The sequence below is a fragment of the Pseudoalteromonas sp. H103 genome, from assembly GCF_001469205.1.
GTDB lineage: Bacteria > Pseudomonadota > Gammaproteobacteria > Enterobacterales > Alteromonadaceae > Pseudoalteromonas > Pseudoalteromonas carrageenovora.
The window spans coordinates 453,837-479,340 of sequence record NZ_LOFG01000001.1; the positions used below are offsets into that span (position 1 = coordinate 453,837).

A 25,504-nucleotide genomic window follows, 5' to 3' on the forward strand; every position below is an offset into this window, starting at 1 on the left:
AAAGGCTCGAAAGAGCCTTTTTTTATGCCTAAAATAACTTTGCAATAGAGCGCTTATTGGCAAGTTCTAGGCTTTGTTTTATAAGCGCTCTTACATCAGGTGATTTATTTTGGCTTAGCTTAAAGTTTCCACTCCAATGAGTGGGAGTAAACTCTATAAAGCTTAATTGTTGATACATTACTTGGCGACTGTGTATGGGCACGCCATTAATATTCCACATTGGCTTAAAGGTTTGCTCAAAATGGGTTGTTAATTGACTCATTATTTTTTCTTTCTCGATGCCGCTTTTAATAATCACTACCTTTGCAGTAACTTGTACAGATGAGTAAAGCCAGCTCGGGAGTGTTTTATTCTTACTATACGACGGAGATAGATAACAGCTGTCACCAGTAAAGTGTAATTTTACAGAGCGTTTATCACATTGCGTTAACGGATTATTTTTTGCTACGTGTGCAATAAATACATTACGTGAGGGCTCATATAATACAGGTACTTGGCATATATTATTTAAGTCACTTTGCAAGCATGGCGTTAAAATACTCGCTAGAGGAAATTGCTCAACTAAAGCCTGCAAACGTTCAATATTATGCTCTTGAAAATGCATCGGTGGGTACATTAAAGCCTCCCCTCTAGTTGTAATTTTATATCCGGCCACTGATCATCGACTATGCTAAATTTTGCTGTGCTTCTAAAATTGCCATCACTTAGTAATCTATCTTTATGGGCCACACCTTCAAAACGAGCGCCTAAACGCGTTATTGCATTACGTGATTTTTTATTATTTTCGTGAGTATTAAATGAAATACGCACTAAACCTAGCTTTTCAAATGCGTAATTAAGTAATAAGTATTTAGCATGTGAATTTATGTAAGTACGCTGCCAGTCATTACTAATAAATGTATGACCAATTTCAGCGCTTAAATTATGTGTATCTAACTTAAATAACCGTGTTGTGCCCACTACTTGCTGCGTATTTTTATCAATAATGGCAAAAACAACTTGTTCGTTTTTATTAAATTGCGCCTGAGTTAAAAACCATTCGTTTAGTATTTCAGGGCTTTTAGTGTAATTGCTTAATACCCACTGCCATACATTAGGGTGCTGGCCCGCCTTATATAATCCATTTAGGTGCTTATGGTTTAATGGCTCTAAAATGACCTTGTTTGTTTTATGTGTTTGCAGAGTAAACATTAATGGCTCCATTTTTGCTATTTGTGAGCAACAAATGTACGCTTATTTGGGCTGGTAAAAACAACCAGAATGCAACTTTTACCTATACCAGATTAAGGAAACATATGCAGCCGCTTTATATTGAGTTTAATGAGCAACGCAAAGCAAAGTATTTGCAGCTAGCGCAAGCACTTCGTAGCGCAATTATTAAAGGCGATATTGCGGTAGGCACTAAGCTCAGCTCAGCCAGAGAAATGGCGCAAACTTACCAGTTAAACCGTCATACAATAATGAATGCTTTACAACTATTAGTAGCTGAAGGCTGGGTTGAGTCTCATGAGCGCTCAGGATATAAGGTAACTCAAACCCTACCAATTCAAAGCAGTGCTAATACTAAGCAAGTACCTGTTGTAACGCCTAAACCCTACAAATTTGCCAAGGAGTTAGCAGTGCCTGCGCCTGCTATGAACCTAAATGATTTCAAATATAACTTTGCAGGAGGGCTTCCTGATCTTAATTGCTTCCCATATAAACAATTTAAACGCTCTTTAAGTTATGTATTTAATAATGTAGATACCAGTAAGTTTCACTATGGTGATATAAGCGGAGTCAGTGAGTTAAAGCAGCAAATAAGCAGCTATTTACACAAAGCACGCAACCTTAAAGTAACTGATTTACTAATATGTAATGGCTCTCAGGAAGCATTATTTTTAATTTCAAAGGTTTTTATAAATAAAGGTGATTTTGTCGCTGTTGAGACGTTAGGTTATCCGCCTGCTCGTAAAGCTTTTGCGGCATGCGGTGCACAATTAGTAGATATAAAACAAGATGAGTATGGTCTTTGTGTTGACGATTTAAAGGCGCAACTTAGTCGCTACTCAATTAAAATGCTATACTTAACTCCACTGCATCAATACCCGACAACCGTAACTTTATCGCCTACACGGCGTATGCAAATTTATCAGCTGTGTTATAAGTATGGCGTGATGATCATTGAAGATGATTACGATCACGAGTTTCACTATAAGTGCCAGCCACTTCAGCCTATGGCAGCAGATGACCCAGCCGGTATTGTAATTTACCTTTCTACTTTCTCTAAAATTATGTTTTCGGCAGCCCGCATAGGCTACATATGTGCACCGGAAGAGGTTATTGCACAGCTAAGTGCCTGGAAACAGTTAATGAATCATAAAAACGATGTGGTTATGCAATTAGCTGTAGCGCACTTTATGAAGGAAGGGAGTTTTGAGGCGCACTTAAAACGAATGACCAAGCTCTACAAGCAAAGATTTGAGGCAATGGACAACGAGTTAAACCTTATGCAATCAAAGGGCTTACCAATAGAATATGTAAAGCCTGATGGTGGTATGGCTATGTGGGTTAATTTAAATATAAATACAGCAGGCCTAAAACCAATATTGCAAAATAAAAGTATTTATCTACAAGTAGAGCATGAATTTTATTTTTCAGGTTCAGTACGAAGTTTAAAACCTAAACGTTTTAGTTATTCACGGTTAGGTTTTGCAGGGCAATCAATAGAGACAATGCAAACAGGGCTCTCATTAATAGCCAAAAACGTTTATTAGGTTACTTTTTAAAGCTCTCAGCATCATAAAATAATGGCTTTAATGTACCGCAGTTTATAAATTTATAAGTAAGCTCATTTTGTGTAGGAATAAGCTTAAACGATCTAAATTTTTGCATGCACGCATTAACTAAATCAACAAAAATTAAGTGATTATAACTAGGGGCTTGCTCAATTTTATGAATATAAATACGTTCAGTGCTGCCTAAATCAATCATGTCGTATTCTTGCCATTGAGTTGGCTCTGTTAAGTCTTTTAATTGTCGTGCATAAAGCTGTTTACTCATTTCTATTGCAATATTTGAATAAATTAAAGATCCATCTTTTCTGTAATCGCCTTCAAAAACATCTGCGGTAATTGTTATTTCTTCACCGCGCATTAAACGTTGAATATTAAAAGGTTGAGGCTTTAAGGTTATAAGCTCAGCGTTGCGTACAAACTCTAAAAAAGCAACGTTTGGATTTTTGATTCTATAAACCACTTGCACATCATGTGGCAGTTTATAGCTTGGTAAATTTAGTGCATAAATTCCCGAACCTTTGTTAACTAAAGCCATAGCGTGCTCAGCATTGTATTTAGGGTTGAGGGGGGGCAATTCTGCTTGCTCTTCCTCAGCAAAAGCGTATCCGCTTATAGTAATGATCAACAAAGTAAGTAATAAACGCATAATAACCTCAATTAATTTATAAGCTTATATTGTAGTATATAGCTTTAATAACTCTAAATTTAATAGGTTTATTTAAATACATATAGCAAAAAGGCTCGTAAGAGCCTTATTGTGTTTACATTTAGTAGGTTATTACTTAATCGCTTTTTTAACTTCACGCCAGTCAACAATTTTAAAGTTTTGGGGTTGTAGCGGCATACGGTTATAGCCGTCTTGTACTATAAGTATACCTTCAGGGTAGCCTGGTAAAGGTTTTGCTGTAACGGTTAAGCCGTCTGTTTCACCTGCGCCATCAATGCCTTTATCTAGATTAGCAATCACATTAAACTTACCTGCAAAGCTTAGACTAGGTTGTGTATCATCTGAGATTTTGTAAAGCACGTAGCTATTATCGCCTTGGCTTGATACCACTAAATAACGAGCATCATCAGCATGATAAATTTCCATGCCTTCAACATCAGCAACAAGTTGCTCATTTACACCTTGTAGCATGAGCGCTTTGTTACCAGCACTGGGTTCAGCACCGATATACCAAATGCCTTGATCTTCTTCGCCGGCAAATAATTGTCCTAGTTTATCATCAGCGCTACAGCCTTCAGGCTGGCTTGGTAGGCTAAACTCTCTAACCAGTTCACCGCTTAGGTTATCTTGCTCACCGGTGAGTTTATATTGCTGGAATAAACCTGATTTATCATTAACAAACACGTATTGACCTGATTCGGACGAATACATACACATACCGTAAATCTCAGTCAGGTTAGTCGCTACTTCTGTTATATGGTTTACTTTGTTCTCGCTATCGACAGTAAACACGCTAATACTGTTAAGCGTGCGGTTGCTGGCTGTGATCCAAGTATGGGTTTCGTTGTTTATACTTTGATGCTGGCGTACATCAACATTATTTAAACGCCCAACATTAAGTGATTGTATTTTGTTGCCATCAAGATCATAAACCATCAAGCCGCGGCGTTTATCTGTGCCTAAAATTAAGCTGCTTTTAGCGTCTTGTTCGTTTATCCAAATTGCAGGGTCATCTGCTGCATCACCAAATGCTGCAACCGGTGTTGTTTGTGCATTGGCGTGAATATGCGTCATGGCAACTTTATTTTTTGAAGGCGCAGGCTGCGCAGTGTAGTTAACGTTTGCTTGAATATAGGCACCTGTTTCATCATCAATTAAAACCAGCTGCGCTTCATTGTCATTGATCAAACTCGCTGCAACAGATTCAATTGTATGATCGCCAAAAAGTGACCACTGACTTAGTTTTTCAGTATTTTCATGGTAAGCATAGATCATATTGCCATCAGTGGCAGTAAGCCATAAAGTACCATCTTGTGATACTGATAATGCGCCAATTTCACTGTTTAATTCACCGTATGGTTGTACTAAAGCCACAGGTTGTTTATTAGCACCTGATTCGGCATCAGCATTAATGGACCAAACACCTAGCTCAGCTTCACCCACATACAAAGTTTTAGTTTCATCATTAACAGCACAGCCTGAAGCCTCAGTGACTGCAGAGAACTCACGCACTGCAATATTTTTAGCTTGCTTAGTGGCTAAATCATAAATGATGGTTTCGCTGATCAAACCTCTAACATCTGGCACAAACGCTGAGATAGTCTCGTTATCAGTGCTTTTATATAAACACACGGCATCAGGCTGAGCTTGAGGCGGGGTTATACGCGATAGTTCATTTAGCTGCCAAGTTTGACCATTTTTTTCAAGTTCAAAGATGACGACGTTGTCTTGGCTTTTATCAATGCTTGAGAGTAAAAATTGCTGCGCTGATAATTGTTTTAGTGAAATTGACTCAAAGTGACCGGGTAACAGCACACTGCTTTGCTCGTTATCGGCAATTAATAAACCTTGGCTTTCGCTCGCCATTAACCATTGATTATTGCCAAGTGCAGCAGCTTGTGAGCCTTGCATGTTTTGTTGTGGGCCGAATAATTTAGTCTTAATATCTGTTTTTTTAATATATGGCTTTGCAATGGCTGTATTATTTTGCTTATCGTCATTACTTGTACAACCGCTTATTGCAGTTATTAGGAGTGCACTGCCAAGCACCGCTGAAATTGTATTTAGTTTAAAGTTCATTATTTTATCCTTTACTTATCTATGTGCTTTTCAGTGCTAAAGCGTACTTCACCAAGGTGATTAATCGCACTTACACTGAGTGTTTCGCCACTGATAGATACACTTAAAAAACCAGGTGTTGCTTCTGCGTAGCGGGTAAATTCACGTTGTTTTACAAACCGTGCTTCACTGCCTCCACCAGAGACAAAGTGAGCCACTTTGCTATTTTTTGGTTGGTTGTATTGCAAGTCGTGCTCGTGTCCAGCGATATAAGCGTGCACGTTATGACGCTCCAAAATAGGTTCTAAAATGTCGCGAAGCCCTTGGTTACGGCCAAAGCGTTTACCACTTGAATAAAGCGGGTGATGGCCTACCACAATTTTCCATTTTGCTTTACTGCCTGCAAGTTGGGTTTCAAGCCAAGTAAGCTGGGCTTTATAGCCTTGCCCCTGGGTTGAACGGTATTTATCACGGTCTTTATATTCAGGCTGGATCGGATTGGTATCTAAAAAAACCATTAACACTTGCTCGTTGTTTTCAAGCGCAAATGTTTTACTGTAGTACCTTGCAGGTAACTGCCAACGCTGGCTTTTTTCTGTGTAGTCAATTTGTGCTTGGGCATTACCCAAGTAATCGTGATTACCTAACACAACATACCAGTCTTCAAAAGTATGCGGGCCATGATATATGTTCTCAAAGGCTGATTGCCAAAGCGGATCGTTCACGCTTGCCACACCATTTGGGTAAAAGTTATCGCCAGTTGAGACGATAAAGTCCGCATCAGTTTGGTACATGGCTATTTCTAATTGGTGAGCCACTTCTTTTTGATAAAAGTGGCCATTGTGTCCCCAATCACCAATTACCATAAAGTTAAGGCTATCAGGTAGCGTATTTAACTTAGCTATTTTTTGCTGTTGATAAAGCTCATCTTTATAAATAACAGACTCGTCAGCACTGAGTGCTGATGAGCTTAGTAGGGCGGCCATTATGAAAGACAATTTAAACATGTTCTAACTCCAAAAGGCACGTAATAGCAAGCGATTACGTGCCTAATATGATTATGCCTGCTATTAAAATGCGTAACGCAACATGACTTGAATAACAGGACCGGCTTCTTCAGATTCCAGTTCGTACTCATCAAAGTCACGATTTTTTTGGTCATCAAGTGAATCAAACTTGTTAAATACCTCATCTTTACTGGCATCAAGTAAGTTTGAACCAACTAGGCGAAGGGTTACGTCATCCCAGCGCTTTTCAACGAAAAGCTCTAAATCAGCACCGTAAGAGGTTGTAACTTCTTCACCTACAAAGCGTCCGTATGCATCACCTTGGTTACGGTAAGTTGCACCAAATGATGCACGCAGTATTGGTAAATCTTGGATAAAGCCAATGTTATAAACATAATCAGATTGGTCGTTAAATTTACGTTTGCCAAAACTGTCTTCAACTTCACTGTCGAGCCAAGAGTAATTCAAGAAGATACCTGTATTAGGCATGTTCAAGGCGCTAAGCGGGGTTGATAAATCAAATTCAATACCTTGAACTGTGCCATCGCCGGTATTTTGAGGCTGCAGTACAAATGTGCCTTCACCTTCTGAGCCTTCAACGCCTGTGCTGGCAATTTCGATTAGGTCGCTAACATCACGGTAAAATACGTTCACACCGACAACACCACTTTTACCTAAACGATATTCATAACCTAAATCGATACCCCAAGAAGATTCTGGCTTAAGGTTTGGGTTACCTAAAAAGTCATTATCAGCAAGCTCTTCTTCAAGTAGGGCGGGTGTAATGTAGTCAAAGTCAGGGCGACGTAAGCTACGTGCAATAGAGGCGCTTACTCGTCCATTATCACTGACGCTGTAACGAAAGTGAGCTGAAGGTAAGAAAAAGTCATAGTCATTTTTTGCAGTAACGCCTTCATTGGTATCGGTAATACTAGAATCTGTTGACTCCCAACGTATGCCCATCTCCCATGAAAACACATCAGCTTCATGTTTAATGAGTGCAAATAAATCAAGGCGGTCTTCTTCGAGGGTATTTACGCCACCGTCAACAGCTTCAAATTCGTTATTGAATACAGCGAGTGACATAGGTGTCTGGTTAAATTGATCCCAGCCAGTAAGTGTTTGCTCACTCTCATCTTCAGCTTCTAAAATTGCTGTGTCGCGCTCTTTTCCTTGAACAAAAGCACCAAACTGAACTTCTTTTGAGTCACCTAGCAGTAAGCTATGTTGCCATTGTAATGACCATTCTTTATCGTCAATATCAACAGTTTCTTCTGCTTCCTCAAAAACCATTGGGAGCTCAGATGTATCGAGCTCAACTTCTTGCTCGTAAACTGATTCTTTAAAGCTTGCATAGCCTACTTTAAATTTGCTGGTACCGCCGAGTAGTGATAATTCATAGCCAGAATTTATGTTGTAGTTGGTTTGGTCAATGATCGAAACGTTTGCGTTATCCGAGAGTAAATTACCGCCTTCAACAATAGAGCCTGAGGTTGCAGTAGGGTCGTCGTATTCAAAAGAACGTTCGTCTTCGGTACGGTCTGTATCAACCCACATGGCGCTAATATCAAACTTACCACCGTTATCAAATACCTTTTCAAAGCTGGCATTTAATGATGTGTCATCGCCATCACGGGTATCAGATTGATCTTCACGGTTATCAAAATCATCAGTTGCGTAATTAGGATTATTTTCAGGGCTATCACCATAACGTATGCTTGATTTTTGTTTTGGGTTATAACGACCTTGAAAATTAGCGCCTAATAGTAAACGTCCACCTGCAAACTCAGTACCGTAAACGCCCGCAAAGCTTTCTTTTAGTTCACCATCATCATAGCGTAAGCCTCCTGCACGAATGTAACCGCCGTCTAAGCTGTAGCCATCGCGAAGTACAATGTTAAGGGTTCCCGCAATTGCATCGGCGGAGCGGTTGGCACTTGATGAACGAATTATTTCTACACGCTCGATTAATTCTGCTGGAATACGGTCAACAAAAAATGAGCGATCAGCGCCAGCGCCTGGAACTTCTTCGCCATTGATCAGTACTTTTGTGTAAGCAGGGCTCAAACCGCGCATACGTGCGCCGTCAGATTCAAGTACGTCTGATAAAAATGTAACACTAGGGACACGCTTCAGTGCATCACCTGCGGTGAGTGGTTCAAAGCGTTGAAAGTATTCTTGAGAGTATTCAAGCGTTGGGGCTAGTTCTTGTGAGCGATTGCGATAACCAATCTCACCATATACAACAAGCTCTTCAGAGACTTTTACTTCAGGCTCTCTTGGTGATGTTTGTTCTTGTGCATTCACGCTAACGCTAAATTGGCTCAGTGCTAATGCCGCTACAACAGCATTTAATTTAAATTGTTTCATTGATTTGCTCCGATTGTCCTTGGTTTGGTGAGCAAACTAAAAAAAGTTAATGACGCTAATGTGACAGTTTTAAAGTTAATCCGCGATAAATTCTTAATTTATTGGCTTAAGACTCTTCATTTGAGCTTTTAAAACAGCGCTACAAGTCACTGATAATGGCTGTTGCGAGATAATTTTTTTATAAACTTTAATCTGAATGTCATATCAATGAGCCAAAATGACCCTGACGTATAAAATGATCCCGCGCTAGCATATGGGTCAAACCAAGTTTAAGAAGATTCAATATCATGCGATATAACCTATTTACCAGCCATGTAAAATTAACCAATACGATTATTTTGTTCTTGGTCATTGCCGTTACAATATGCGCTTACTTTGGCGAACTTAAGCAATGGCAAGAAATTGCGTGGCTCGATATTGTTGGTGAAGGCGGTATTGTACTGATGACCCTAAGCTGGATAACCGCTTTACTTATCTCACGCCCGCCAGGCAAAGTAACCACCTTACTAGTGCTAGGTTTAGGTTTGTTTATGTTCTCAGCCACGCTCGATTTACTCGATGAATGGTTAAAACAACCTTCACAATTATGGCTCTCCTGGTTTGAATCACTGCCAGCGCCGTTTGGTATGTCGCTTACAAGCGCTGGGCTTTATTATTGGCATCAAGAACAGTTTGTTTTAAATCGTCAATTGCGTCGTCGTGAAGCACATTTAAGAGAGCATGAAAAAGTCTGCCCTATAACAGGGTTATACCGGATTAATTACTTCCACTCGCTAATACAGCAACGCCAAAGTGAACAACAAGCAGCCATCTTAGGCATTATTGACATTCGAGACTTTGCAAAGTTTAACGAGCAGTTTGGCTTTAGTGAAGGCGATAGGTTACTAAGAGAAATTAGTGACTTATTAGTAATGAACTGCCGTTTGAATGATGTGTTATGCCGCTATGCAGGTGACTGCTTTATTGTGCTTATGCCGAGTACCAGCCGAAGCCAAGCAAAAGAATTATTAGCGCAAATGAAAGCGGCGCTTAATCATTGTGCGTTTAAAGTCGCAAAAAGCAAAGGTGCACAATTTCAGCATATTCTAACCGCCACAATGGCTATGGATTTAGAGCAAGATCCAGTGCAGCAAACCAGCCAATTACATCAACAACTACAACAACAAAAGGAGCTTGTAGGTGCAGCAGTATATTAGCTTAGATGATAAATATCTAAGCGCCGAGGGGATTATCACTGCGCTGGTGGAGCTTGCTCAAGGGCGAGGGATCCCCTTGCATAAGTTACTGCGTGGTACGGGTATTTTTGAGCAAGACTTATATGATTTATCACAGTGCTTTAGTTTGTCGCAGCTATTAGCATTAATTTGTCAGTTTAAAACCTTAATGAAAAGTAACGACAGTGGATTTTTACTTGGTCATCAATTGGTTAATGATGTTAGCCCTACAATGCAAAGTGTTCGCTTAAGCCCGACGCTTGGTGCTGCGTTAAAACAATTGCAACAAATTCGCGCCACGTTAGCCCCTTTATTTTTTACTCGTGGGCATATATTTCAAGAAGATTTTTATCTGTACTTGCAGCCAAGTATCGGTATGGATGAATCGTTAAAGAGTTATTGTTTTGAAATATACAGTGCAGCGTTTATTAGTTTACTAAAAAGGGTCAGTAGTCACTATCCGCACTGTTATTTTGACTTTACCTGTAAACGCCCACGGCATATTCAAGAGTATGAACAGCATTTAGGTTTACGGGTACGGTTTGAGCAACCCTATACTCGTTGGCACTTTGATAAACAACTGCTTAAGTGTGCAAATTCAGAGTCGAGTGCATTGCGGTGGCAGCAATCTATTGCACAAAGTGAGTTACATAAGAATGTATCGCAGTCTTTTGTTGAAGCTGTTTGCCAACGTATTTATCGGGATAAAAATAATAGCCTTGCTAATAGCGCAGAGTATTTTGCAATGAGCCCAGCTACGTTCAAACGTAAATTAAAACAACATGGTGTGAGTTATTCGCAATTACAAGATGAGCAAAATAAACTTAAAGCACTGTATTTACTTGGTGTACGTCAGCAAGGCAATGAACAAGTCGCAGAGCGTTTAGCATTTTATGATATTCCTAATTTTCGCCGCGCTTTTAAGCGCTGGACCGGCATTACACCGAGTCAGTTAAAAATATAACTAAAAACGGGCTGCTTGTTCAATAACAATACCGTGGCGCTGTGCTAAACGTTCGTGGTTCCTGTCGTAACCACCGCCAATAACACTGGCTACGGGGATGTTGTGTTCAAGGCAGCGCTTAAATACTAAATGGTCACGCTTTTTAATACCCTCCCACGTTATATCTAGTTTACCTAAGCCGTCGTCTTGCCAAATATCTACACCTGCATCGTAAAGCACTAAATCGGGGTTTAGCTCTTTTAATAAAAACTGTAGGGTGTCGTCCACAATGCCTAAGTATTCAGTGTCTTGCATATTATTAGCAAGGCCAATGTCTAAATCACTAGGGGATTTTCTAAACGGGAAGTTTTTTTCGCAGTGTATAGAGCAGGTATACGCATAGGGCTGATGCGCAAGCATTGCAGCTGTGCCATCGCCTTGGTGTACGTCTAAATCAAAAATGAGCACGTTGGTCACTTCACCGCTTTGTATTAACGTTTGTGCGGTAAAGGCTAAGTCGTTAACCATACAAAAACCTGAGCCAAAATCGCTATGCGCATGGTGAGTGCCCCCAGCTAAATGGCACGCCAAACCATGCTCTAATGCTAAGCGAGCAGTGCGTAATGTACCTTGGGGAGCAGTGAATGTACGGTTCATTAGCGGTTGCGACCAAGGTAAGCCAATGCGGCGCATGGCTTTTTCGTCTAGGCGATTATGCCATAAATCCTGAATGTAGTTTTCGCAGTGTACAAGTTCTAGTGGCTCTGGGGTGCCAAGTGTAGGCGCTATTAGGTTAGGGCCAATTAAGCCTAGCTCTGCTACGTGTTTGTATAATTGCGCAAATTTACTCATAACAAAACGATGTTTAGGATCAAAGTTAAATGAGTAATTAGAATGATATACCAAAGGTAAATGTGGATTTAAGCGCATAACTACACAGTTTAAAAAGTTTGCGCTATGGTAATCAACTTATGTATTTGAGTCTATTGTGGCTCATGAATAAGTAATGCAAGTTCACGATGTAGTAGCTCGTCATCAGCTAAATTTAGCTCTACTAAGCGCTTTAAATAAGTGATGCTATCTATATCAATATGATGACACTTTAAGCCAATATGATCCTCTTCTATATGGCACATTACTACGTCCATTTTTATTTCTATATTGCTTTGTTCAAGGGTAAAACGTAGCGTTGCTTCACTATTTTTAGTGCCGTTAAAGGCATCGCACTTTGTAATTAGTGCACCATGAAGCGAAACATCAAGCAACTTACACGGGTATTTATGGTTATCAAACTCAAGTAGTGCAGTGGTTGAAAACAACACACGAGAAAACTGACGACGATTTTGCATAGCTTAATTTATCCTTATAGTTATTATATAAATCAAGCATAGCGGGAAATAAGCCAAACAGATAAAAAATGACATAAAAAAGCCCCGCATAAATGCAGGGCTTGTAATATCGTTATCGATTAACCAATTTTTTTGTACTTAATACGCTTAGGTTGTGCAGCTTCTGCGCCAAGGGTCTTTTTAAGCCACTCTTCGTATTCAGTGTAGTTACCATCGAAGAAATTAATTTGGCCTTCGTCGCGGTAATCTAAAATATGCGTTGCAATACGGTCAAGGAACCAACGGTCATGTGATATACACATTACACAGCCTGGGAACTCTAAAATAGCGTTCTCAAGCGCGCGTAGTGTTTCAACGTCTAGGTCATTGGTTGGCTCATCCAGTAGCACCACGTTACCACCAGCTTTTAAAAGTTTAGCAAGGTGTAAACGGTTACGCTCACCACCCGATAAGTCTTTTACAAACTTTTGCTGGTCGTTACCTTTAAAGTTAAAACGGCTAACGTATGCACGGCTTGGGAACTCAAAGTTACCAATTTTTAGCACATCTTGACCATCAGATATTTCTTCAAATACTGTTTTGCTTTCGTCCATGTTGCCACGGAACTGATCAACCGTTGCTAATTCTACAGTTTCACCAATGCTAATATCACCACTGTCTGGCTGCTCTTCACCGCTTAGCATTTTAAACAGTGTAGATTTACCTGCACCATTGGCACCAATAATGCCCACAATAGCGCCTTTTGGCATGCTAAAGCTTAAATCGTCAATGAGTACGCGATCGCCAAAGCTCTTACGAATATTGCTAACTTCAAGCACTTGGTCGCCTAAACGCGGACCAGGTGGAATAAACAACTCGTTAGTTTCGTTACGTTTTTGGTAATCTGATTGTTGTAGCTCGCTAAACTGCGCCATGCGTGCTTTAGACTTAGCTTGGCGACCTTTAGGATTTGAGCGAACCCACTCAAGTTCTTGAGCAATTGATTTTTGGCGTGCTTTTTCAGATTTTTGCTCTTGTTGTAAACGTGCATCTTTTTGTTCAAGCCAAGAAGAGTAATTACCTTCCCACGGAATACCTTCACCACGGTCAAGCTCTAATATCCAGCCAGCTACATTATCAAGGAAGTAACGGTCATGCGTTACTGCCACAACAGTGCCTTCGTAATCATGTAAGAAGCGCTCAAGCCATGCAACCGACTCAGCATCTAAGTGGTTAGTAGGCTCATCGAGAATAAGCATATCTGGCTTTTCAAGTAATAAACGACAAATAGCAACACGGCGACGCTCACCACCTGAAAGGTGCTCAATTTTAGCATCCCATTCTGGTAGGCGAAGTGCATCAGCAGCGCGCTCTAAAACATTATCGATGTTGTGACCATCATGCGCTTGGATGATGGCTTCAAGCTCACCTTGTTCTTTAGCAAGTGCGTCAAAGTCAGCGTCTTCCATTGCGTACTCGTTGTACACTTCGTCAAGGCGGTTAAGGGCGTGTTTGACTTCGCCGACGGCTTCTTCAACAATTTCGCGAACTGTTTTGCTTTCGTCCAGCACTGGTTCTTGCGGTAAGTAACCAATTTTAGTACCTGGTTGAGGGCGGGCTTCACCTTCAAACTCTTCATCAACACCCGCCATAATACGTAGTAATGACGATTTACCAGAGCCATTTAAACCAAGCACACCAATTTTAGCACCCGGGAAAAAGTGCAACGAAATATCTTTTAAAATTGTGCGCTTAGGTGGCACAACTTTAGATACTCGACTCATCGAGAAAATAAACTTATCAGGTAAAACCATGGAGGAAAGCCTTCAAATAATAATAAAAATTTCAATGTTGTATTGTAGTTGTTGAGGGGTTAAACAGTCAACGAATGCCGTATAGAACAATACGCTAATCTAAACGACACTTTATTTTATTGCCCATTTAAAACATTACTATTACAGGATTTCTATTGTGTAAAATTCTGTAATCTATTGTTTTATATTGTTCAAATACATTTCATTTTTAACAAAAGTGGTACAGTATATTTACAAGCTGTAAAGTATAAGCAAATTATACAGGCAGAACACTCATAGTCGTTGTAAAACATCGCATAATTAAATATTACAAAGGTTTAAAGGAATGAACATGAAAACAGTTACAAAGTTAGGGGCATTACTTTTGGGTTTATACTCATTTTCGAGCCAAGCAGACATACTCCACGTAAATGGCTATTACCAAGGAGTAGGGATAGGGTCTACGCAAATTGATGTATACGAGAGTGATAGCATACAGTTTACAACGCTCTACGGCCGATTTGGATATCAGTTTTCGCGATACTTTGCATTAGAAGGGCGTGTAGGATTTGGATTAAATGATGAATCAACCCCTTTAAACGGAATTGTTTATACTCAAAACCCGCAGGACGGTTCGCTTACCTCAGAACCCGTTCAGAGCCAAATTGATTCAAGTCTTGATTTGCAAACAAGTATATTTGTAAAAGCTAATTACCCAATTTCATCTCGCGCTGATGTATTTTTATTTGGTGGCTATGGCAGAAATAAATTAAGTTACAATGAAGGCGACTTAAGAAATCTTGCAGAATCAATAATTGATACAGATTCAGATGTAAATACTTCATTAATCACTGAGCAAAACTATGATGAGGGCGGTGTAACGTACGGCACTGGTATTGACTATAGGTTATCTCAACGCTGGCAAATAAGCGCTGAATACCAATATTTTGATACAGATGATGGCGATATTTACGCTCTTAGTTTATCTGTAAATTATCGTTTTTAATTGAAATAGTGCTACTGGTTTTAGTAGCGCTACCTTAATACACTTAAACAAAGTACTTCAATATAAATGCATTCCCCCCCTCATTTTAGTAATTCTTAGAAAATCATGAATAAATTTCATTTAGACATCTATACATCTAGAGGTTGATATTTTTGGCGTTCTGTTCATAATGAGAGCGTATTAATTCTCGGTTTTTATGAGCAGGAGCTTAAAGGATGCCAATTACAGTTAAAGACGAACTACCGGCTATTGCCCGTTTACGCGAAGAAAACGTGTTTGTAATGCCAAAAAGTCGTGCAAAAACGCAAGAAATACGTCCAATGCGTTTGGCTATTTTAAATTTAATGCCTAATAAAGTAGAAACCGAAGTACAGTTTATTCGTTTGCTTGCAAATTCGCCCCTGCAAGTAAATGTAGAGCTATTGCGCCTAGATACGCACCGCAGCAGTAGCAACTCAGAAGAGCACCTAGATACTTTTTACCGTTATTTTTCAGAAGTAAAAGACAATAACTACGATGCCTTATTAGTAACTGGCGCACCACTAGCACACCTAGAATACGACGATGTAGCCTACTGGGACGAGCTAAAAGTTATTATTGATTGGGCAGAGCAGCACGTTACCTCTACGTTGTTTTCGTGCTGGGCGGCGCATGCAGCGCTGTATCATCGTTACAACTTAAAGCGTGATTTGAAAGAAGATAAACTATGTGGCGTGTTTACCCACCAGTGTTATTTTGATCACGGTGCATTAACTCGTGGCTTCGACGACACCTTTTTAGTGCCGCACTCACGTTATGGCCACATTGATATAAATAAAATTAATGCCTGCGAAGATATAGTGGTATTGGCAGGCTCCGAAAAAGTAGGCGCTTACTTAATGAAAAATAAGTCGGGCAGCCAAGTGTTTATAACCGGCCACCCAGAATACGATGCCGACACATTAAAAGCTGAGTACGAACGCGATTTACAAAAAAGCCCAGATGCACCAAAACCCGAAAACTATTTTCCAGATAACGATGCAAGTAAAAAGCCGTCAAAAACGTGGCAAAGCCATGCCTTTTTGCTTTTTTCGAACTGGTTAAATTACTACGTGTACCAAACTACACCTTATGATATTAATTTAGTTAGCCAAGATGTGAGGACTAACAACTATGCCGAATAACGTGCCAAAAAAAAATAAGCAAAGCGAATTAAGCGCTGCGCTAAAACAGCGTATTTTAATTTTAGATGGTGCAATGGGCACCATGATCCAAACTCACAAGCTTGAAGAAGAAGACTACCGAGGTGAGCGCTTTAAAGACTGGCACGTGCTAATAAAAGGCAATAACGATTTATTAAGTCTTACCAAACCCGAGTTAATTGCCGATATACACCGCAGCTTTTTAGTCGCCGGTGCAGATATTATTGAAACCAATACTTTTAACTCAACCACCATTTCGATGGAAGATTACGACATGGCAAGTATAAGCCGTGAGGTAAACTTAGAGTCGGCCAAACTTGCGCGCTCAATATGTGACGAGTTCACTGCTAAAAATCCAGAAAAACCACGCTATGTAGCGGGTGTTTTAGGGCCAACATCTAAAACCTGTTCTATCTCGCCAGATGTAAACGATCCGGGTTACCGTAACGTAACGTTTGATAAGCTAGTTACTGCCTATGTTGAGTCTACTCTTGCATTAATGGAAGGCGGCGCTGATTTAATACTTATCGAAACCATATTTGACACCCTCAATGCAAAAGCAGCCTCATTCGCAGTAGAAGAAGCATTTGAGCAAGCAGGGCGCACATTACCTGTAATGATCTCGGGCACGATTACCGATGCCTCAGGGCGTACTCTTTCCGGGCAAACAACCGAAGCATTTTATAACTCTATTCGCCATATAAAACCTATTTCGATTGGCCTTAACTGCGCCCTAGGGCCAGACTTACTTCGCCAATACGTAGAAGAGCTTTCGCGTGTTTGCGAAACATTTACCTCAGTGCACCCCAATGCCGGTTTACCTAACGAATTTGGTGAGTACGACCTAGAAGCGGGCGATATGGCAGTCGAAATTATAGATTGGGGAAAATCGGGCTTTATAAATATTGTTGGTGGTTGCTGTGGTACAACGCCTGCACATATTCGTGCATTTGCCAAAGGACTTGAAGGGGTAAAGCCTCGCGCATTACCAGAACTTGAAGTACGCATGCGTTTATCAGGTCTTGAAGCCTGTAACTTAAACTAGGAGCCAATATGACACAGCAAATTGCAGTATTTACCAATGTTGGCGAGCGTACCAACGTAACTGGCTCTGCCATGTTTAAACGCTTAATCATGGAAGAAGACTATGAAGCAGCGCTTACCGTAGCCCGCGAGCAAGTAGAAAATGGCGCCCAAGTTATTGATATAAACATGGACGAAGCCATGTTGGACTCAAAAGCGGCCATGGTTAAGTTTTTAAACTTAATTGCCTCAGAGCCTGATATTTCTAAAGTACCTATTATGGTCGACTCCTCTAAATGGGAAGTAATAGAAGCAGGCTTAAAGTGTATTCAAGGCAAGGCTATTGTTAACTCAATATCGCTTAAAGAGGGCGAAGAGCCGTTTAAACGCCAAGCTAAAATTATTAAACGCTTTGGCGCAGCTGCTGTTGTTATGGCGTTTGATACCGACGGACAAGCCGACACCGCAGATAGAAAATACGAAATATGTGCGCGCAGCTACAAAATATTAGTAGAAGAGATTGGCTTCCCGCCGGAAGATATTATATTTGACCCTAATATATTTGCCGTAGCCACCGGTATAGAAGAGCACGACAACTACGCAGTAGAATTTATTGAAGGCACACGCCGCATTAAGCAAAACTTACCGCACTGTAAAGTGTCGGGCGGGGTGTCTAATGTATCGTTTTCGTTTAGGGGCAATAACCCCGTGCGTGAAGCCATTCACTCGGTGTTTTTATACCACGCGATAAAAGCAGGCATGGATATGGGCATTGTAAACGCAGGCCAGCTTGCTGTTTACGACGACATCCCAGAAGAACTTCGTAAAGCCGTAGAAGACGTAATACTAAACACCGACCCAGGTGCAGGTGAACGCCTTGTAGAAATAGCGCCTAAGTTTTCGGGTATGGCACAAGCCGAACGCGTAGAAGATTTAGAGTGGCGTACATGGCCTGTTGAAAAACGCTTAGAGCACGCCCTTGTTAAAGGTATAACCACCTTTATAGATGAAGACACGGAAGAGTGCCGCGCTGCTGCCGATAAACCTATCCACGTGATTGAAGGGCCACTCATGGATGGCATGAACGTAGTAGGGGATTTATTTGGCGCAGGTAAAATGTTTTTACCGCAAGTTGTTAAATCAGCCCGTGTAATGAAGCGAGCAGTGGCCTACCTAGACCCATACATAGAAGCTGAAAAAGAAGAAGGCGCCACTAATGGTAAAGTAGTTATGGCCACCGTAAAGGGCGATGTGCACGACATAGGTAAAAACATTGTAGGCGTAGTACTGCAATGTAATAACTACGAAGTAATTGATTTAGGCGTAATGGTACCTGCCGAAAAAATACTGCAAACCGCTATTGACGAAAAAGCCGACATAATCGGCCTTTCGGGTTTAATTACCCCATCGCTTGACGAAATGGTACACGTAGCCAAAGAAATGACTCGTAGAGGTTTTGAGCTCCCACTAATGATTGGCGGCGCAACGACCTCTAAAGCGCATACTGCCGTTAAAATTGAGCCACAGTACGACAAAGGCGTCGTGTACGTAAATAACGCCAGCCGTGCGGTAGGCGTGGTATCGAGCTTGTTATCTAAAGAGCTAAAACCAGCCTTTTTAGAAAAAACAAAAGCTGAGTACGTAAAAGTACGCGAGCAACAAGCGCGCAAAAAGCCACGTTCAAAACCAGTTACCATACAGCGTGCCCGCGATAACGCAGCCAAGCTTGATTGGGATAACTACACGCCACCCGTGCCTAAAAAGCTGGGCGTGACTGAGTTTAAAAATGTATCAATCGCCACGTTGCGTAAATATATAGATTGGACCCCATACTTTATGACGTGGTCAATCGCTGGTAAATACCCGCGCATAATGGACGACGAAGTCGTTGGTGAACAAGCACGCAGCTTATTTAAAGACGCTAACGACATGCTCGACGACCTTGAAAAAGCAGGCAGTTTACAGCCATTGGGTGTAATAGGTTTATTCCCTGCAAACCGCGTGGGCGATGACATAGAAATTTACACCGACGAAACCCGTAAAGAACTGTTAAACACCTCGTGCCATTTACGCCAGCAAACCGAAAAAACCGACTTTGCTAACTATTGTTTGGCTGACTACATTGCGCCAAAAGGCACACCTGATTACTTTGGTGCGTTTGCAGTAACGGGCGGTTTAGAAGAAGACGATTTAGCCAATGCGTTTGACGCACAGCAAGACGACTACAATAAAATAATGGTAAAAGCGGTTGCCGATAGGCTCGCAGAAGCCTTTGCCGAATACCTGCACGAACAAGTGCGTAAAGAGTATTGGGGTTATGCACCCGATGAAAACCTGGGTAACGATGAGCTAATTCGCGAAAACTACCAAGGTATCCGTCCAGCGCCAGGTTACCCAGCGTGTCCAGAGCACACTGAGAAAAAGAAAATTTGGCAGTTACTCGATACCGAAAAACGCATTGGTATGCAGCTAACTAGCTCATACGCCATGTGGCCAGGGGCTGCTGTTTCGGGCTGGTATTTCTCACACCCAGAGGCAAAATACTACGCCGTAGCCGCTGTGCAAAAGGATCAGGTAGAAGACTACGCCAAGCGAACGAATATGACACTCGCAGAGGCCGAAAGGTGGCTATCGCCTAACTTGGGTTATGAGCCTGAATCATAGCGAAGTGGTTGAATAGTGAAGCGGTTAGTTTTTAGCTGTCAGCTATCATTAAAAGAAAAACGAGCCAAATTAGGCTCGTTTTTGTATTAAAGTTTATTAGTGAGCAACTCATTTATTTTATTCGTAACATCTTTTGGAGTTGGTTTAGTCGTTTGGTGTTTTAACCAATCTATTAGCTCCACTCTGACTTTATAGCCTTCTTTAATGCAATAGCTTTGGGAGCTTACCCAAATATCAGGCGCACCAATTGAGCCTCGGCCATACCAATTACAAATACTATAACCTTCACTCTCAATTTTATTTTCAATAATGTTAGTGTAAACGGGTATGGTAACAACCATAACTAATAAAGTTATTCCACACAGTTTGAACCACTTATTCAGTAGGCTTGGGCTAATTTCAATGTTCTTAATTTTTAGCCAGAGTAAGACAGTTAGCGTCCCAAACATTGGAACGCAAAAAATTAAACTTGGGCTAAAGCTGCGTTCTTTAAAAATGAGGGCGTTGTTGTTTAAAGCTTCAATTACTGACGATACCTCAACCCATGCCGCAAAAGGTGAGGCTATGGTAAAAATTAAAAACAGTATAAATAAAAAAGCATGTTTAATATTTTCGCTTAAAGTTAATTTTTCAGATGTCATTAAATTATCGTAATTCATTTTAAGAAAGGTAAACCGAAAATTCGGTGCATAAATTCTATGGGGCTTTCTTCATACAAGCGTTGAGCATCATGCAATTGATTTTGTGCTCTTTGTATATTACTTTTTAAGTTTTTTTCCGCTACTCTTAAGCTTGAAGCAATTTTTTCAGATAACTCATCACTATCGATAAAAGTATAAGCAAAAAAAGTTAATGCAGTACCAATCACTATTACAGCTATCATCGGACCTACAGCAACAACAGCAGCTGTGCCAACAATAGAAGAGACAGCATACCATGCAATGCTAGATGATGTAGCGGCAATAGCAACATCAACAGAGAAACCACCTATAAAGTCGTGCCACAGCTTCTCATCATTAACTAATTGTTCTACTGTATGAAATCCTGCAGATATAAGAATGCTAACCAAAAAGCCTGTTTTAATTGATTTTTTTGCGCCGAGTTTACCTATACCAAATGATACAAGTTGTGGGTTGTTCGCTAAATAGCGAGTTCCAGTGAGGTGCCGTCTTAGACCTGGATAACCTTTGAAAATTATATAGTTTTTCCCTGAATAACTTTTTACTTTAAAAGTATCAAAAGCTTTTCCGCTTCTTTTCATTTCTGTTGCTATAGCCGTAACTGCAACTATATCCATCCCAATTGGAATAAGGCCTGAACTATTTTTTATCCAGTCTCTATAAAGTGGCCATAAGTCAGATGAAATATTATTTTTCTCAAATACAGTCTCAAACCAATTAATAATTTTACCAGGACTTTGCCCAGCAAGCTTTTTTAGGCTAACAATATAATCAACAAATTCAGATGCATTCATGTGAACTAGATTATACTGGTTTGACTTTAAGGTTGCAGATAACTGCTTTTCTTTTTGGCGGCTTCTAAGATCTTCCCTGGCGGATATTAACATTTTATTTCCCTATAAATAGTATGTACCTATAATGCATCTATATTATACAATTTGTATGTATAGTCAAAGTTTAAAGTCGGGATTTAGATTTTTAACTCAAAATTATAAATGTCTTAAACATTTAACTTTAAACGATAACACTCAAAACTTTTTATTTGTTACATATTAATAGGCTATTAATGAAGTATCTAAATTACATCTTACTTTGCATATCTCTACTTTTCACGTCAAACACATTTGCGCTTGAGCAGAAGTATCACGAGAGTGTTTTACCTGTTATTGCTGCTTTTAAAGCGCAGGATAAAACTGCGATTGCTGCGCATATTCGCTACCCTATAAAAAGGCAATATCCATTGCCTGACATTAAAAATGAAGCTGAGTTTATTAACCGCTTTGATGAAGTGTTTGACGACGAGCTAGTTGCCGTTATTGGCAGCTCTAATATTAATACCGATTGGGATAGCGTAGGTTGGCGTGGCATTATGCTAAATAACGGCGTGGTATGGGTTGATACCGACGGTAAAATTATCAGTATAAATCGCGGAACATCGAAAGAGCAGGCATTTGCTAAACGCTTAATTGAACAAGACAAGCAATCACTTCATTCAAGTATTAATACATTTGAAGAGCCAGTACTCGATTGGAAAACGGCTAGCTACCATATTCGCGTTGATGATTTAGGTGATAGAAATTACCGTTATGTAGTGTGGAGTATTGATAAAAATACTATCGATAAGCCAGATATGGTTTTATTTAACGGCGATGTGACTGTTAGTGGCACTGGTGGTAATCACAGTTATACGTTCAAAAACGGACGTTATAGTTACATATTGCACGTTACTGTAATTGGCTGCGATACATCGCCACCTGGTTGGCTTGAAGTATATAAAAATGATGAGCAGTTATTAAAAGAGGGAGTTATAAGTGCTAAGTAGAGTCAACAAACCCTTCTTATTTATACCTAATAAAGCTGCTACTTAATAACAGCTATAAATTGGCGGTTCGCCGATAAAAATTTCAATAAACCAATCCTAAGTGGTAGGCTAAAAAAGTAGCAAGTATTCAAACCGTTCTCGCGCAATAAGGAATTCCTTTAAAGCGCTTTGCCAAGGAGTTAAATATGATCACGCTTACCGTTAATGGTAATAAACATGAGTTTACAGGCGATCCGTCAACGCCGGTGCTTTGGTATCTTCGAGATGAATTGAATTTAACCGGGCCTAAATTTGGCTGTGGTATGGCGCAATGTGGTGCCTGCACCATACACATTGATGGCGTAGCGCAGCGCTCATGTGTATTACCGGTATCGGCTGTAGTCGGGCGTAATATTACCTCTATTGAAGGGTTAAGCGAGCAAGGCGACCACCCCGTGCAAAAAGCCTGGGTTGAGCATAAAGTGCCGCAATGTGGGTTTTGTCAGTGCGGGCAAATAATGCAAGCGGCAAGCTTATTAGCTGCTAACCCTAATCCCACTGATGATGAAATAGTGAGTAATATGTCGGGCAATATTTGTCGTTGTGGCACGTATCCGCGTATTCATAAAGCAATTAAGTCGGCGGCTAAAACCATTGCGGGCGTTGAATATTTTGACCCAAATGAACAAGGGGAAGAGGTATGAAAAACGACAATACGTACTTTGACCTAAACCGCCGCCAATTTTTAAAAACAAGCGCAATAGGCGCATTAGTATTAGGTACTTATTTTGTAGGCAGTGCACCACGAGCGTTTGCTGGCGTGTTAGAACAACCCTCTGAGCAAGCAAAGCGTGCTAACTTATTTATAGCACTGCGCCCCGATGGCATGGTTGAAATAACCTGCCATCGCTCTGAAATGGGCCAACAAATTCGTACCGCTATTGCCCAAATTGTGGCAGACGAAATGGAAGCTGCATGGGATAAAGTAGTGGTTATTCAAGGTAAGGGCGACCCTAAATACGGGGATCAAAATACCGATGGCTCGCGTAGTATTCGCTACAACATGCAGCGCCTGCGCGAAATGGGCGCAAGTGTACGCTACATGATGCAGCACGCAGCTGCTAAATATTGGAAAGTTGAGCCACAAACCTGTAAAGCTAATCAGCACGTGGTTACCCACAGCTCGGGTAAAACGCTTGCCTATAAAGATTTAATAGACCTAGCGCTTGGTATTACACCGCCAGAGCCTGATAAGTTAACACTTAAAACACGCAAAGAATGGCGTTATATAAATACCGGTATGGCGCATATAGATTTAACCGATTTAGTAACCGGTAAAGCCACATTTGCTGCCGATGTACGCGAACCAAAAGCGCTGGTGGCTATTATTGAGCGCCCGCCGGTAGTTGGTGGTGTGGTTAAATCGTTTGATGCGAGCGCCGTTAAAGCAATAAATGGCGTAGTTGATGTTATTGAAATGCCTGCACCAAAAGGTGCACCGCAATTTCAGCCAAAAGGCGGCATTGCTATTGTTGCTAAAAATACCTGGGCTGCATGGCAGGCGCGTAAAGCACTAAAAGTAGTGTGGGATGATGGTAAAAACGGCGATTATAATTCAGAAAACTTTAAAAAGTCGTTATTACAAACAGTGAGTGAGCCGCAAGCGCATGTGCGCGAAAAAGGCGATGCAGCCCGCGTATTGGCTAAATCGAGCAATAAATTAGTTGCCGACTATTACGCGCCGCACTTAACTCAAGCACCCATGGAGCCACCTTGCGCCACGGCAATGTACAATAAAGACAGTGTAGATATTTGGGCTGCAACGCAAAACCCGCAAGCCGATATGAAAACTGTGGCCGCACTACTGGGTATGGATGAGAGTAAAATTAACGTGCATGTCACCATGTTAGGTGGCGGATTTGGGCGTAAATCAAAACCTGATTTTTCAGCAGAGGCCGCCTACATTTCAATGAAAACTGGTAAACCTATTCGCGTTCAATGGACTCGAGAGGATGATATTCAGCACAGTTTTTATCATGCGGTATCGGCTCAACATATTGAAGCTTCACTCAATGAAAAAGGTAATATTGAAGCTTACTTACATCGCACGGCGTTTTCGCCAATTATGTCTACCTTTCAAGAAGGGGCAACATCGCCTGCAGGTTTTGAACTGCGTTTAGGCTTTACCGATAACCCTATAAACTCACCTAACTTAAAGTTAGAAAATGGCGAAGCACCCGCTAAAACAAGAGTGGGTTGGATGCGCTCGGTATCAAATATTTTTCATGCTTTTGCTATTCAGTCATTTATTGCTGAAGCGGCGCACAAAGCAGGGCGCGACCAAAAAGACTATTTACTTGAAACCATAGGCCCTGATCGTATTTTAGATGTAACCGAGCAAAATGCCTCGTACGATAACTATGGCGCAGATAAAGACGTTTACCCATTAGATATTGGTAAATTACGCCATGTTATAGAAAAAGTGGCTGAGATAAGTAAATGGGGTCGAAAACTTCCAAAAGGGCGCGGGTTAGGCATTGCAGCGCACCGCAGCTTTTTAACCTATGTGGCTACAGTGGTAGAGGTAGAAGTTTCGGATGCAGGCGATTTAAACGTAATTAAATCGTGGGTGGCTATTGATGCGGGTACGGTTGTAAATACCGATACCGTTAAAAACCAAACGCAAGGTGGCTCTATTTACGGTATTACCACTGCAATCAGTGATGGTATTACCTTTGATAAAGGCCGAGTACAGCAAAGTAACTTTCATGATTACCGCGTACCGCGTATGAGCGATTCACCTTTAGAGGTAGAAGTAGAAATAATACAAAGCGATGCACCACCTGCCGGTGTAGGAGAGCCCGCAACACCGGTTTATGCCCCTGCGCTGTGTAACGCTATTTTTGCCGCTTGTGGTAAGCGCATTAGGCAACTGCCTATAGGTAACCAATTAAAAGCGTAAATAACGTCCTTTTTTAGCCGTTAAACAAAA

21 protein-coding genes are annotated in these 25,504 nt (G+C 40.8%); 10 read left to right on the top strand and 11 right to left on the bottom strand.

Annotated features, from left to right (window positions below; translation table 11 throughout):
- Window positions 1-28 precede the first annotated feature (28 nt).
- Window positions 29-616: an FMN-binding negative transcriptional regulator gene (locus ATS74_RS02085; protein ID WP_058547276.1), complete on the bottom strand. Its 588-nt coding sequence runs from the start codon at window positions 614-616 to the stop codon at window positions 29-31.
- Window positions 616-1,191 carry a GNAT family N-acetyltransferase gene (locus ATS74_RS02090; RefSeq protein ID WP_058547526.1) on the bottom strand — a complete coding sequence of 192 codons (576 nt, stop codon included), beginning with the start codon at window positions 1,189-1,191 and terminating at the stop codon, window positions 616-618. Before ATS74_RS02090 ends, ATS74_RS02085 begins: the two co-directional genes overlap by 1 nt.
- A gap of 104 nt (window positions 1,192-1,295) precedes the next feature.
- Here ATS74_RS02090 and pdxR point away from each other — a divergent pair, with 104 nt between their 5' ends.
- Complete coding sequence (gene pdxR, locus ATS74_RS02095) at window positions 1,296-2,756, top strand: MocR-like pyridoxine biosynthesis transcription factor PdxR (RefSeq protein WP_058547277.1); 1,461 nt, start codon at window positions 1,296-1,298, stop codon at window positions 2,754-2,756.
- A 1-nt stretch (window position 2,757) separates the two neighbouring features.
- Here pdxR and ATS74_RS02100 read toward each other — a convergent pair whose 3' ends face one another.
- The 4 genes from ATS74_RS02100 to ATS74_RS02115 all read right to left on the bottom strand — a co-directional run bounded on the left by ATS74_RS02100 (window position 2,758) and on the right by ATS74_RS02115 (window position 8,879).
- Complete coding sequence (locus ATS74_RS02100) at window positions 2,758-3,423, bottom strand: hypothetical protein (protein WP_058547278.1); 666 nt, start codon at window positions 3,421-3,423, stop codon at window positions 2,758-2,760.
- A 132-nt stretch (window positions 3,424-3,555) separates the two neighbouring features.
- Window positions 3,556-5,523 (bottom strand): phytase, encoded by a 1,968-nt coding sequence (locus ATS74_RS02105; protein WP_058547279.1) that lies wholly within the window; start codon window positions 5,521-5,523, stop codon window positions 3,556-3,558.
- An 11-nt stretch (window positions 5,524-5,534) separates the two neighbouring features.
- Window positions 5,535-6,509 carry a metallophosphoesterase gene (locus ATS74_RS02110; RefSeq protein WP_058547280.1) on the bottom strand — a complete coding sequence of 325 codons (975 nt, stop codon included), beginning with the start codon at window positions 6,507-6,509 and terminating at the stop codon, window positions 5,535-5,537.
- A 63-nt stretch (window positions 6,510-6,572) separates the two neighbouring features.
- Window positions 6,573-8,879: a TonB-dependent receptor plug domain-containing protein gene (locus ATS74_RS02115; RefSeq protein ID WP_058547281.1), complete on the bottom strand. Its 2,307-nt coding sequence runs from the start codon at window positions 8,877-8,879 to the stop codon at window positions 6,573-6,575.
- A 287-nt stretch (window positions 8,880-9,166) separates the two neighbouring features.
- Between ATS74_RS02115 and ATS74_RS02120 the strand changes: the two genes are divergently transcribed.
- Both ATS74_RS02120 and ATS74_RS02125 read left to right on the top strand, forming a co-directional pair.
- Window positions 9,167-10,075: a GGDEF domain-containing protein gene (locus ATS74_RS02120; protein ID WP_058547282.1), complete on the top strand. Its 909-nt coding sequence runs from the start codon at window positions 9,167-9,169 to the stop codon at window positions 10,073-10,075.
- Complete coding sequence (locus tag ATS74_RS02125) at window positions 10,059-11,057, top strand: AraC family transcriptional regulator ligand-binding domain-containing protein (protein WP_058547283.1); 999 nt, start codon at window positions 10,059-10,061, stop codon at window positions 11,055-11,057. The genes ATS74_RS02120 and ATS74_RS02125 overlap by 17 nt, the downstream gene beginning before the upstream one ends.
- On the opposite strand, the gene ATS74_RS02130 is transcribed toward ATS74_RS02125, so the two are convergent.
- The 3 genes from ATS74_RS02130 to ettA all read right to left on the bottom strand — a co-directional run bounded on the left by ATS74_RS02130 (window position 11,058) and on the right by ettA (window position 14,178).
- Window positions 11,058-11,966: a histone deacetylase family protein gene (locus tag ATS74_RS02130; protein WP_058547284.1), complete on the bottom strand. Its 909-nt coding sequence runs from the start codon at window positions 11,964-11,966 to the stop codon at window positions 11,058-11,060.
- Window positions 11,967-12,019: 53 nt separating this feature from the next.
- Window positions 12,020-12,385, bottom strand: coding sequence for a PilZ domain-containing protein (locus ATS74_RS02135; RefSeq protein ID WP_058547285.1), 366 nt, complete (start codon window positions 12,383-12,385; stop codon window positions 12,020-12,022).
- A 119-nt stretch (window positions 12,386-12,504) separates the two neighbouring features.
- Window positions 12,505-14,178: an energy-dependent translational throttle protein EttA gene (ettA, locus tag ATS74_RS02140; protein WP_058547286.1), complete on the bottom strand. Its 1,674-nt coding sequence runs from the start codon at window positions 14,176-14,178 to the stop codon at window positions 12,505-12,507.
- A 331-nt stretch (window positions 14,179-14,509) separates the two neighbouring features.
- Between ettA and ATS74_RS02145 the strand changes: the two genes are divergently transcribed.
- The 4 genes from ATS74_RS02145 (at window position 14,510) to metH (ending at window position 20,031) form a co-directional block, all read left to right on the top strand.
- Complete coding sequence (locus ATS74_RS02145; RefSeq protein ID WP_058547287.1) at window positions 14,510-15,163, top strand: porin family protein; 654 nt, start codon at window positions 14,510-14,512, stop codon at window positions 15,161-15,163.
- Window positions 15,164-15,378: 215 nt separating this feature from the next.
- Window positions 15,379-16,326: a homoserine O-succinyltransferase gene (locus tag ATS74_RS02150; RefSeq protein WP_058547288.1), complete on the top strand. Its 948-nt coding sequence runs from the start codon at window positions 15,379-15,381 to the stop codon at window positions 16,324-16,326.
- A complete protein-coding gene (locus tag ATS74_RS02155; protein ID WP_058547289.1) occupies window positions 16,316-17,389 on the top strand; it encodes a homocysteine S-methyltransferase family protein in 1,074 nt (357 codons plus the stop codon). Before ATS74_RS02150 ends, ATS74_RS02155 begins: the two co-directional genes overlap by 11 nt.
- 8 nt (window positions 17,390-17,397) lie before the next feature.
- The gene (gene metH, locus ATS74_RS02160) at window positions 17,398-20,031 is read left to right on the top strand and encodes a methionine synthase (RefSeq protein ID WP_058547290.1); all 2,634 of its coding nucleotides are present in this window, start codon (window positions 17,398-17,400) and stop codon (window positions 20,029-20,031) included.
- A gap of 86 nt (window positions 20,032-20,117) precedes the next feature.
- Here metH and ATS74_RS02165 read toward each other — a convergent pair whose 3' ends face one another.
- Together ATS74_RS02165 and ATS74_RS02170 are read right to left on the bottom strand one after the other, a co-directional pair.
- Window positions 20,118-20,672 (bottom strand): hypothetical protein, encoded by a 555-nt coding sequence (locus ATS74_RS02165; protein ID WP_152996101.1) that lies wholly within the window; start codon window positions 20,670-20,672, stop codon window positions 20,118-20,120.
- Window positions 20,673-20,686: 14 nt separating this feature from the next.
- Complete coding sequence (locus ATS74_RS02170; protein WP_024596762.1) at window positions 20,687-21,598, bottom strand: hypothetical protein; 912 nt, start codon at window positions 21,596-21,598, stop codon at window positions 20,687-20,689.
- A 179-nt stretch (window positions 21,599-21,777) separates the two neighbouring features.
- On the opposite strand from ATS74_RS02170, the gene ATS74_RS02175 reads away from it, so the two are divergent.
- The 3 genes from ATS74_RS02175 (at window position 21,778) to ATS74_RS02185 (ending at window position 25,474) form a co-directional block, all read left to right on the top strand.
- Window positions 21,778-22,533 carry a hypothetical protein gene (locus ATS74_RS02175; protein WP_058547292.1) on the top strand — a complete coding sequence of 252 codons (756 nt, stop codon included), beginning with the start codon at window positions 21,778-21,780 and terminating at the stop codon, window positions 22,531-22,533.
- 185 nt (window positions 22,534-22,718) lie between these two features.
- Window positions 22,719-23,216, top strand: coding sequence for a (2Fe-2S)-binding protein (locus ATS74_RS02180; protein ID WP_006791476.1), 498 nt, complete (start codon window positions 22,719-22,721; stop codon window positions 23,214-23,216).
- Window positions 23,213-25,474, top strand: coding sequence for a xanthine dehydrogenase family protein molybdopterin-binding subunit (locus ATS74_RS02185; RefSeq protein WP_058547293.1), 2,262 nt, complete (start codon window positions 23,213-23,215; stop codon window positions 25,472-25,474). Before ATS74_RS02180 ends, ATS74_RS02185 begins: the two co-directional genes overlap by 4 nt.
- The last annotated feature ends 30 nt before the right edge of the window (window positions 25,475-25,504 follow it).

What these genes read in the sequence shown, in the direction of transcription:
- ATS74_RS02185 (WP_058547293.1), top strand. Translation starts at nt 23,213, where the DNA reads ATGAAAAACGACAATACGTACTTTGACCTAAACCGCCGCCAATTTTTA.
- ATS74_RS02180 (WP_006791476.1), top strand. Translation starts at nt 22,719, where the DNA reads ATGATCACGCTTACCGTTAATGGTAATAAACATGAGTTTACAGGCGAT.
- metH (WP_058547290.1), top strand. Translation starts at nt 17,398, where the DNA reads ATGACACAGCAAATTGCAGTATTTACCAATGTTGGCGAGCGTACCAAC.
- ATS74_RS02085 (WP_058547276.1), bottom strand. Translation starts at nt 616, where the DNA reads ATGTACCCACCGATGCATTTTCAAGAGCATAATATTGAACGTTTGCAG.
- ATS74_RS02165 (WP_152996101.1), bottom strand. Translation starts at nt 20,672, where the DNA reads ATGACATCTGAAAAATTAACTTTAAGCGAAAATATTAAACATGCTTTT.
- ATS74_RS02145 (WP_058547287.1), top strand. Translation starts at nt 14,510, where the DNA reads ATGAAAACAGTTACAAAGTTAGGGGCATTACTTTTGGGTTTATACTCA.
- ATS74_RS02135 (WP_058547285.1), bottom strand. Translation starts at nt 12,385, where the DNA reads ATGCAAAATCGTCGTCAGTTTTCTCGTGTGTTGTTTTCAACCACTGCA.
- ATS74_RS02090 (WP_058547526.1), bottom strand. Translation starts at nt 1,191, where the DNA reads ATGTTTACTCTGCAAACACATAAAACAAACAAGGTCATTTTAGAGCCA.
- ATS74_RS02120 (WP_058547282.1), top strand. Translation starts at nt 9,167, where the DNA reads ATGCGATATAACCTATTTACCAGCCATGTAAAATTAACCAATACGATT.
- pdxR (WP_058547277.1), top strand. Translation starts at nt 1,296, where the DNA reads ATGCAGCCGCTTTATATTGAGTTTAATGAGCAACGCAAAGCAAAGTAT.
- ATS74_RS02155 (WP_058547289.1), top strand. Translation starts at nt 16,316, where the DNA reads ATGCCGAATAACGTGCCAAAAAAAAATAAGCAAAGCGAATTAAGCGCT.
- ATS74_RS02110 (WP_058547280.1), bottom strand. Translation starts at nt 6,509, where the DNA reads ATGTTTAAATTGTCTTTCATAATGGCCGCCCTACTAAGCTCATCAGCA.
- ettA (WP_058547286.1), bottom strand. Translation starts at nt 14,178, where the DNA reads ATGGTTTTACCTGATAAGTTTATTTTCTCGATGAGTCGAGTATCTAAA.
- ATS74_RS02170 (WP_024596762.1), bottom strand. Translation starts at nt 21,598, where the DNA reads ATGTTAATATCCGCCAGGGAAGATCTTAGAAGCCGCCAAAAAGAAAAG.
- ATS74_RS02175 (WP_058547292.1), top strand. Translation starts at nt 21,778, where the DNA reads ATGAAGTATCTAAATTACATCTTACTTTGCATATCTCTACTTTTCACG.
- ATS74_RS02105 (WP_058547279.1), bottom strand. Translation starts at nt 5,523, where the DNA reads ATGAACTTTAAACTAAATACAATTTCAGCGGTGCTTGGCAGTGCACTC.
- ATS74_RS02130 (WP_058547284.1), bottom strand. Translation starts at nt 11,966, where the DNA reads ATGCGCTTAAATCCACATTTACCTTTGGTATATCATTCTAATTACTCA.
- ATS74_RS02100 (WP_058547278.1), bottom strand. Translation starts at nt 3,423, where the DNA reads ATGCGTTTATTACTTACTTTGTTGATCATTACTATAAGCGGATACGCT.
- ATS74_RS02115 (WP_058547281.1), bottom strand. Translation starts at nt 8,879, where the DNA reads ATGAAACAATTTAAATTAAATGCTGTTGTAGCGGCATTAGCACTGAGC.
- ATS74_RS02150 (WP_058547288.1), top strand. Translation starts at nt 15,379, where the DNA reads ATGCCAATTACAGTTAAAGACGAACTACCGGCTATTGCCCGTTTACGC.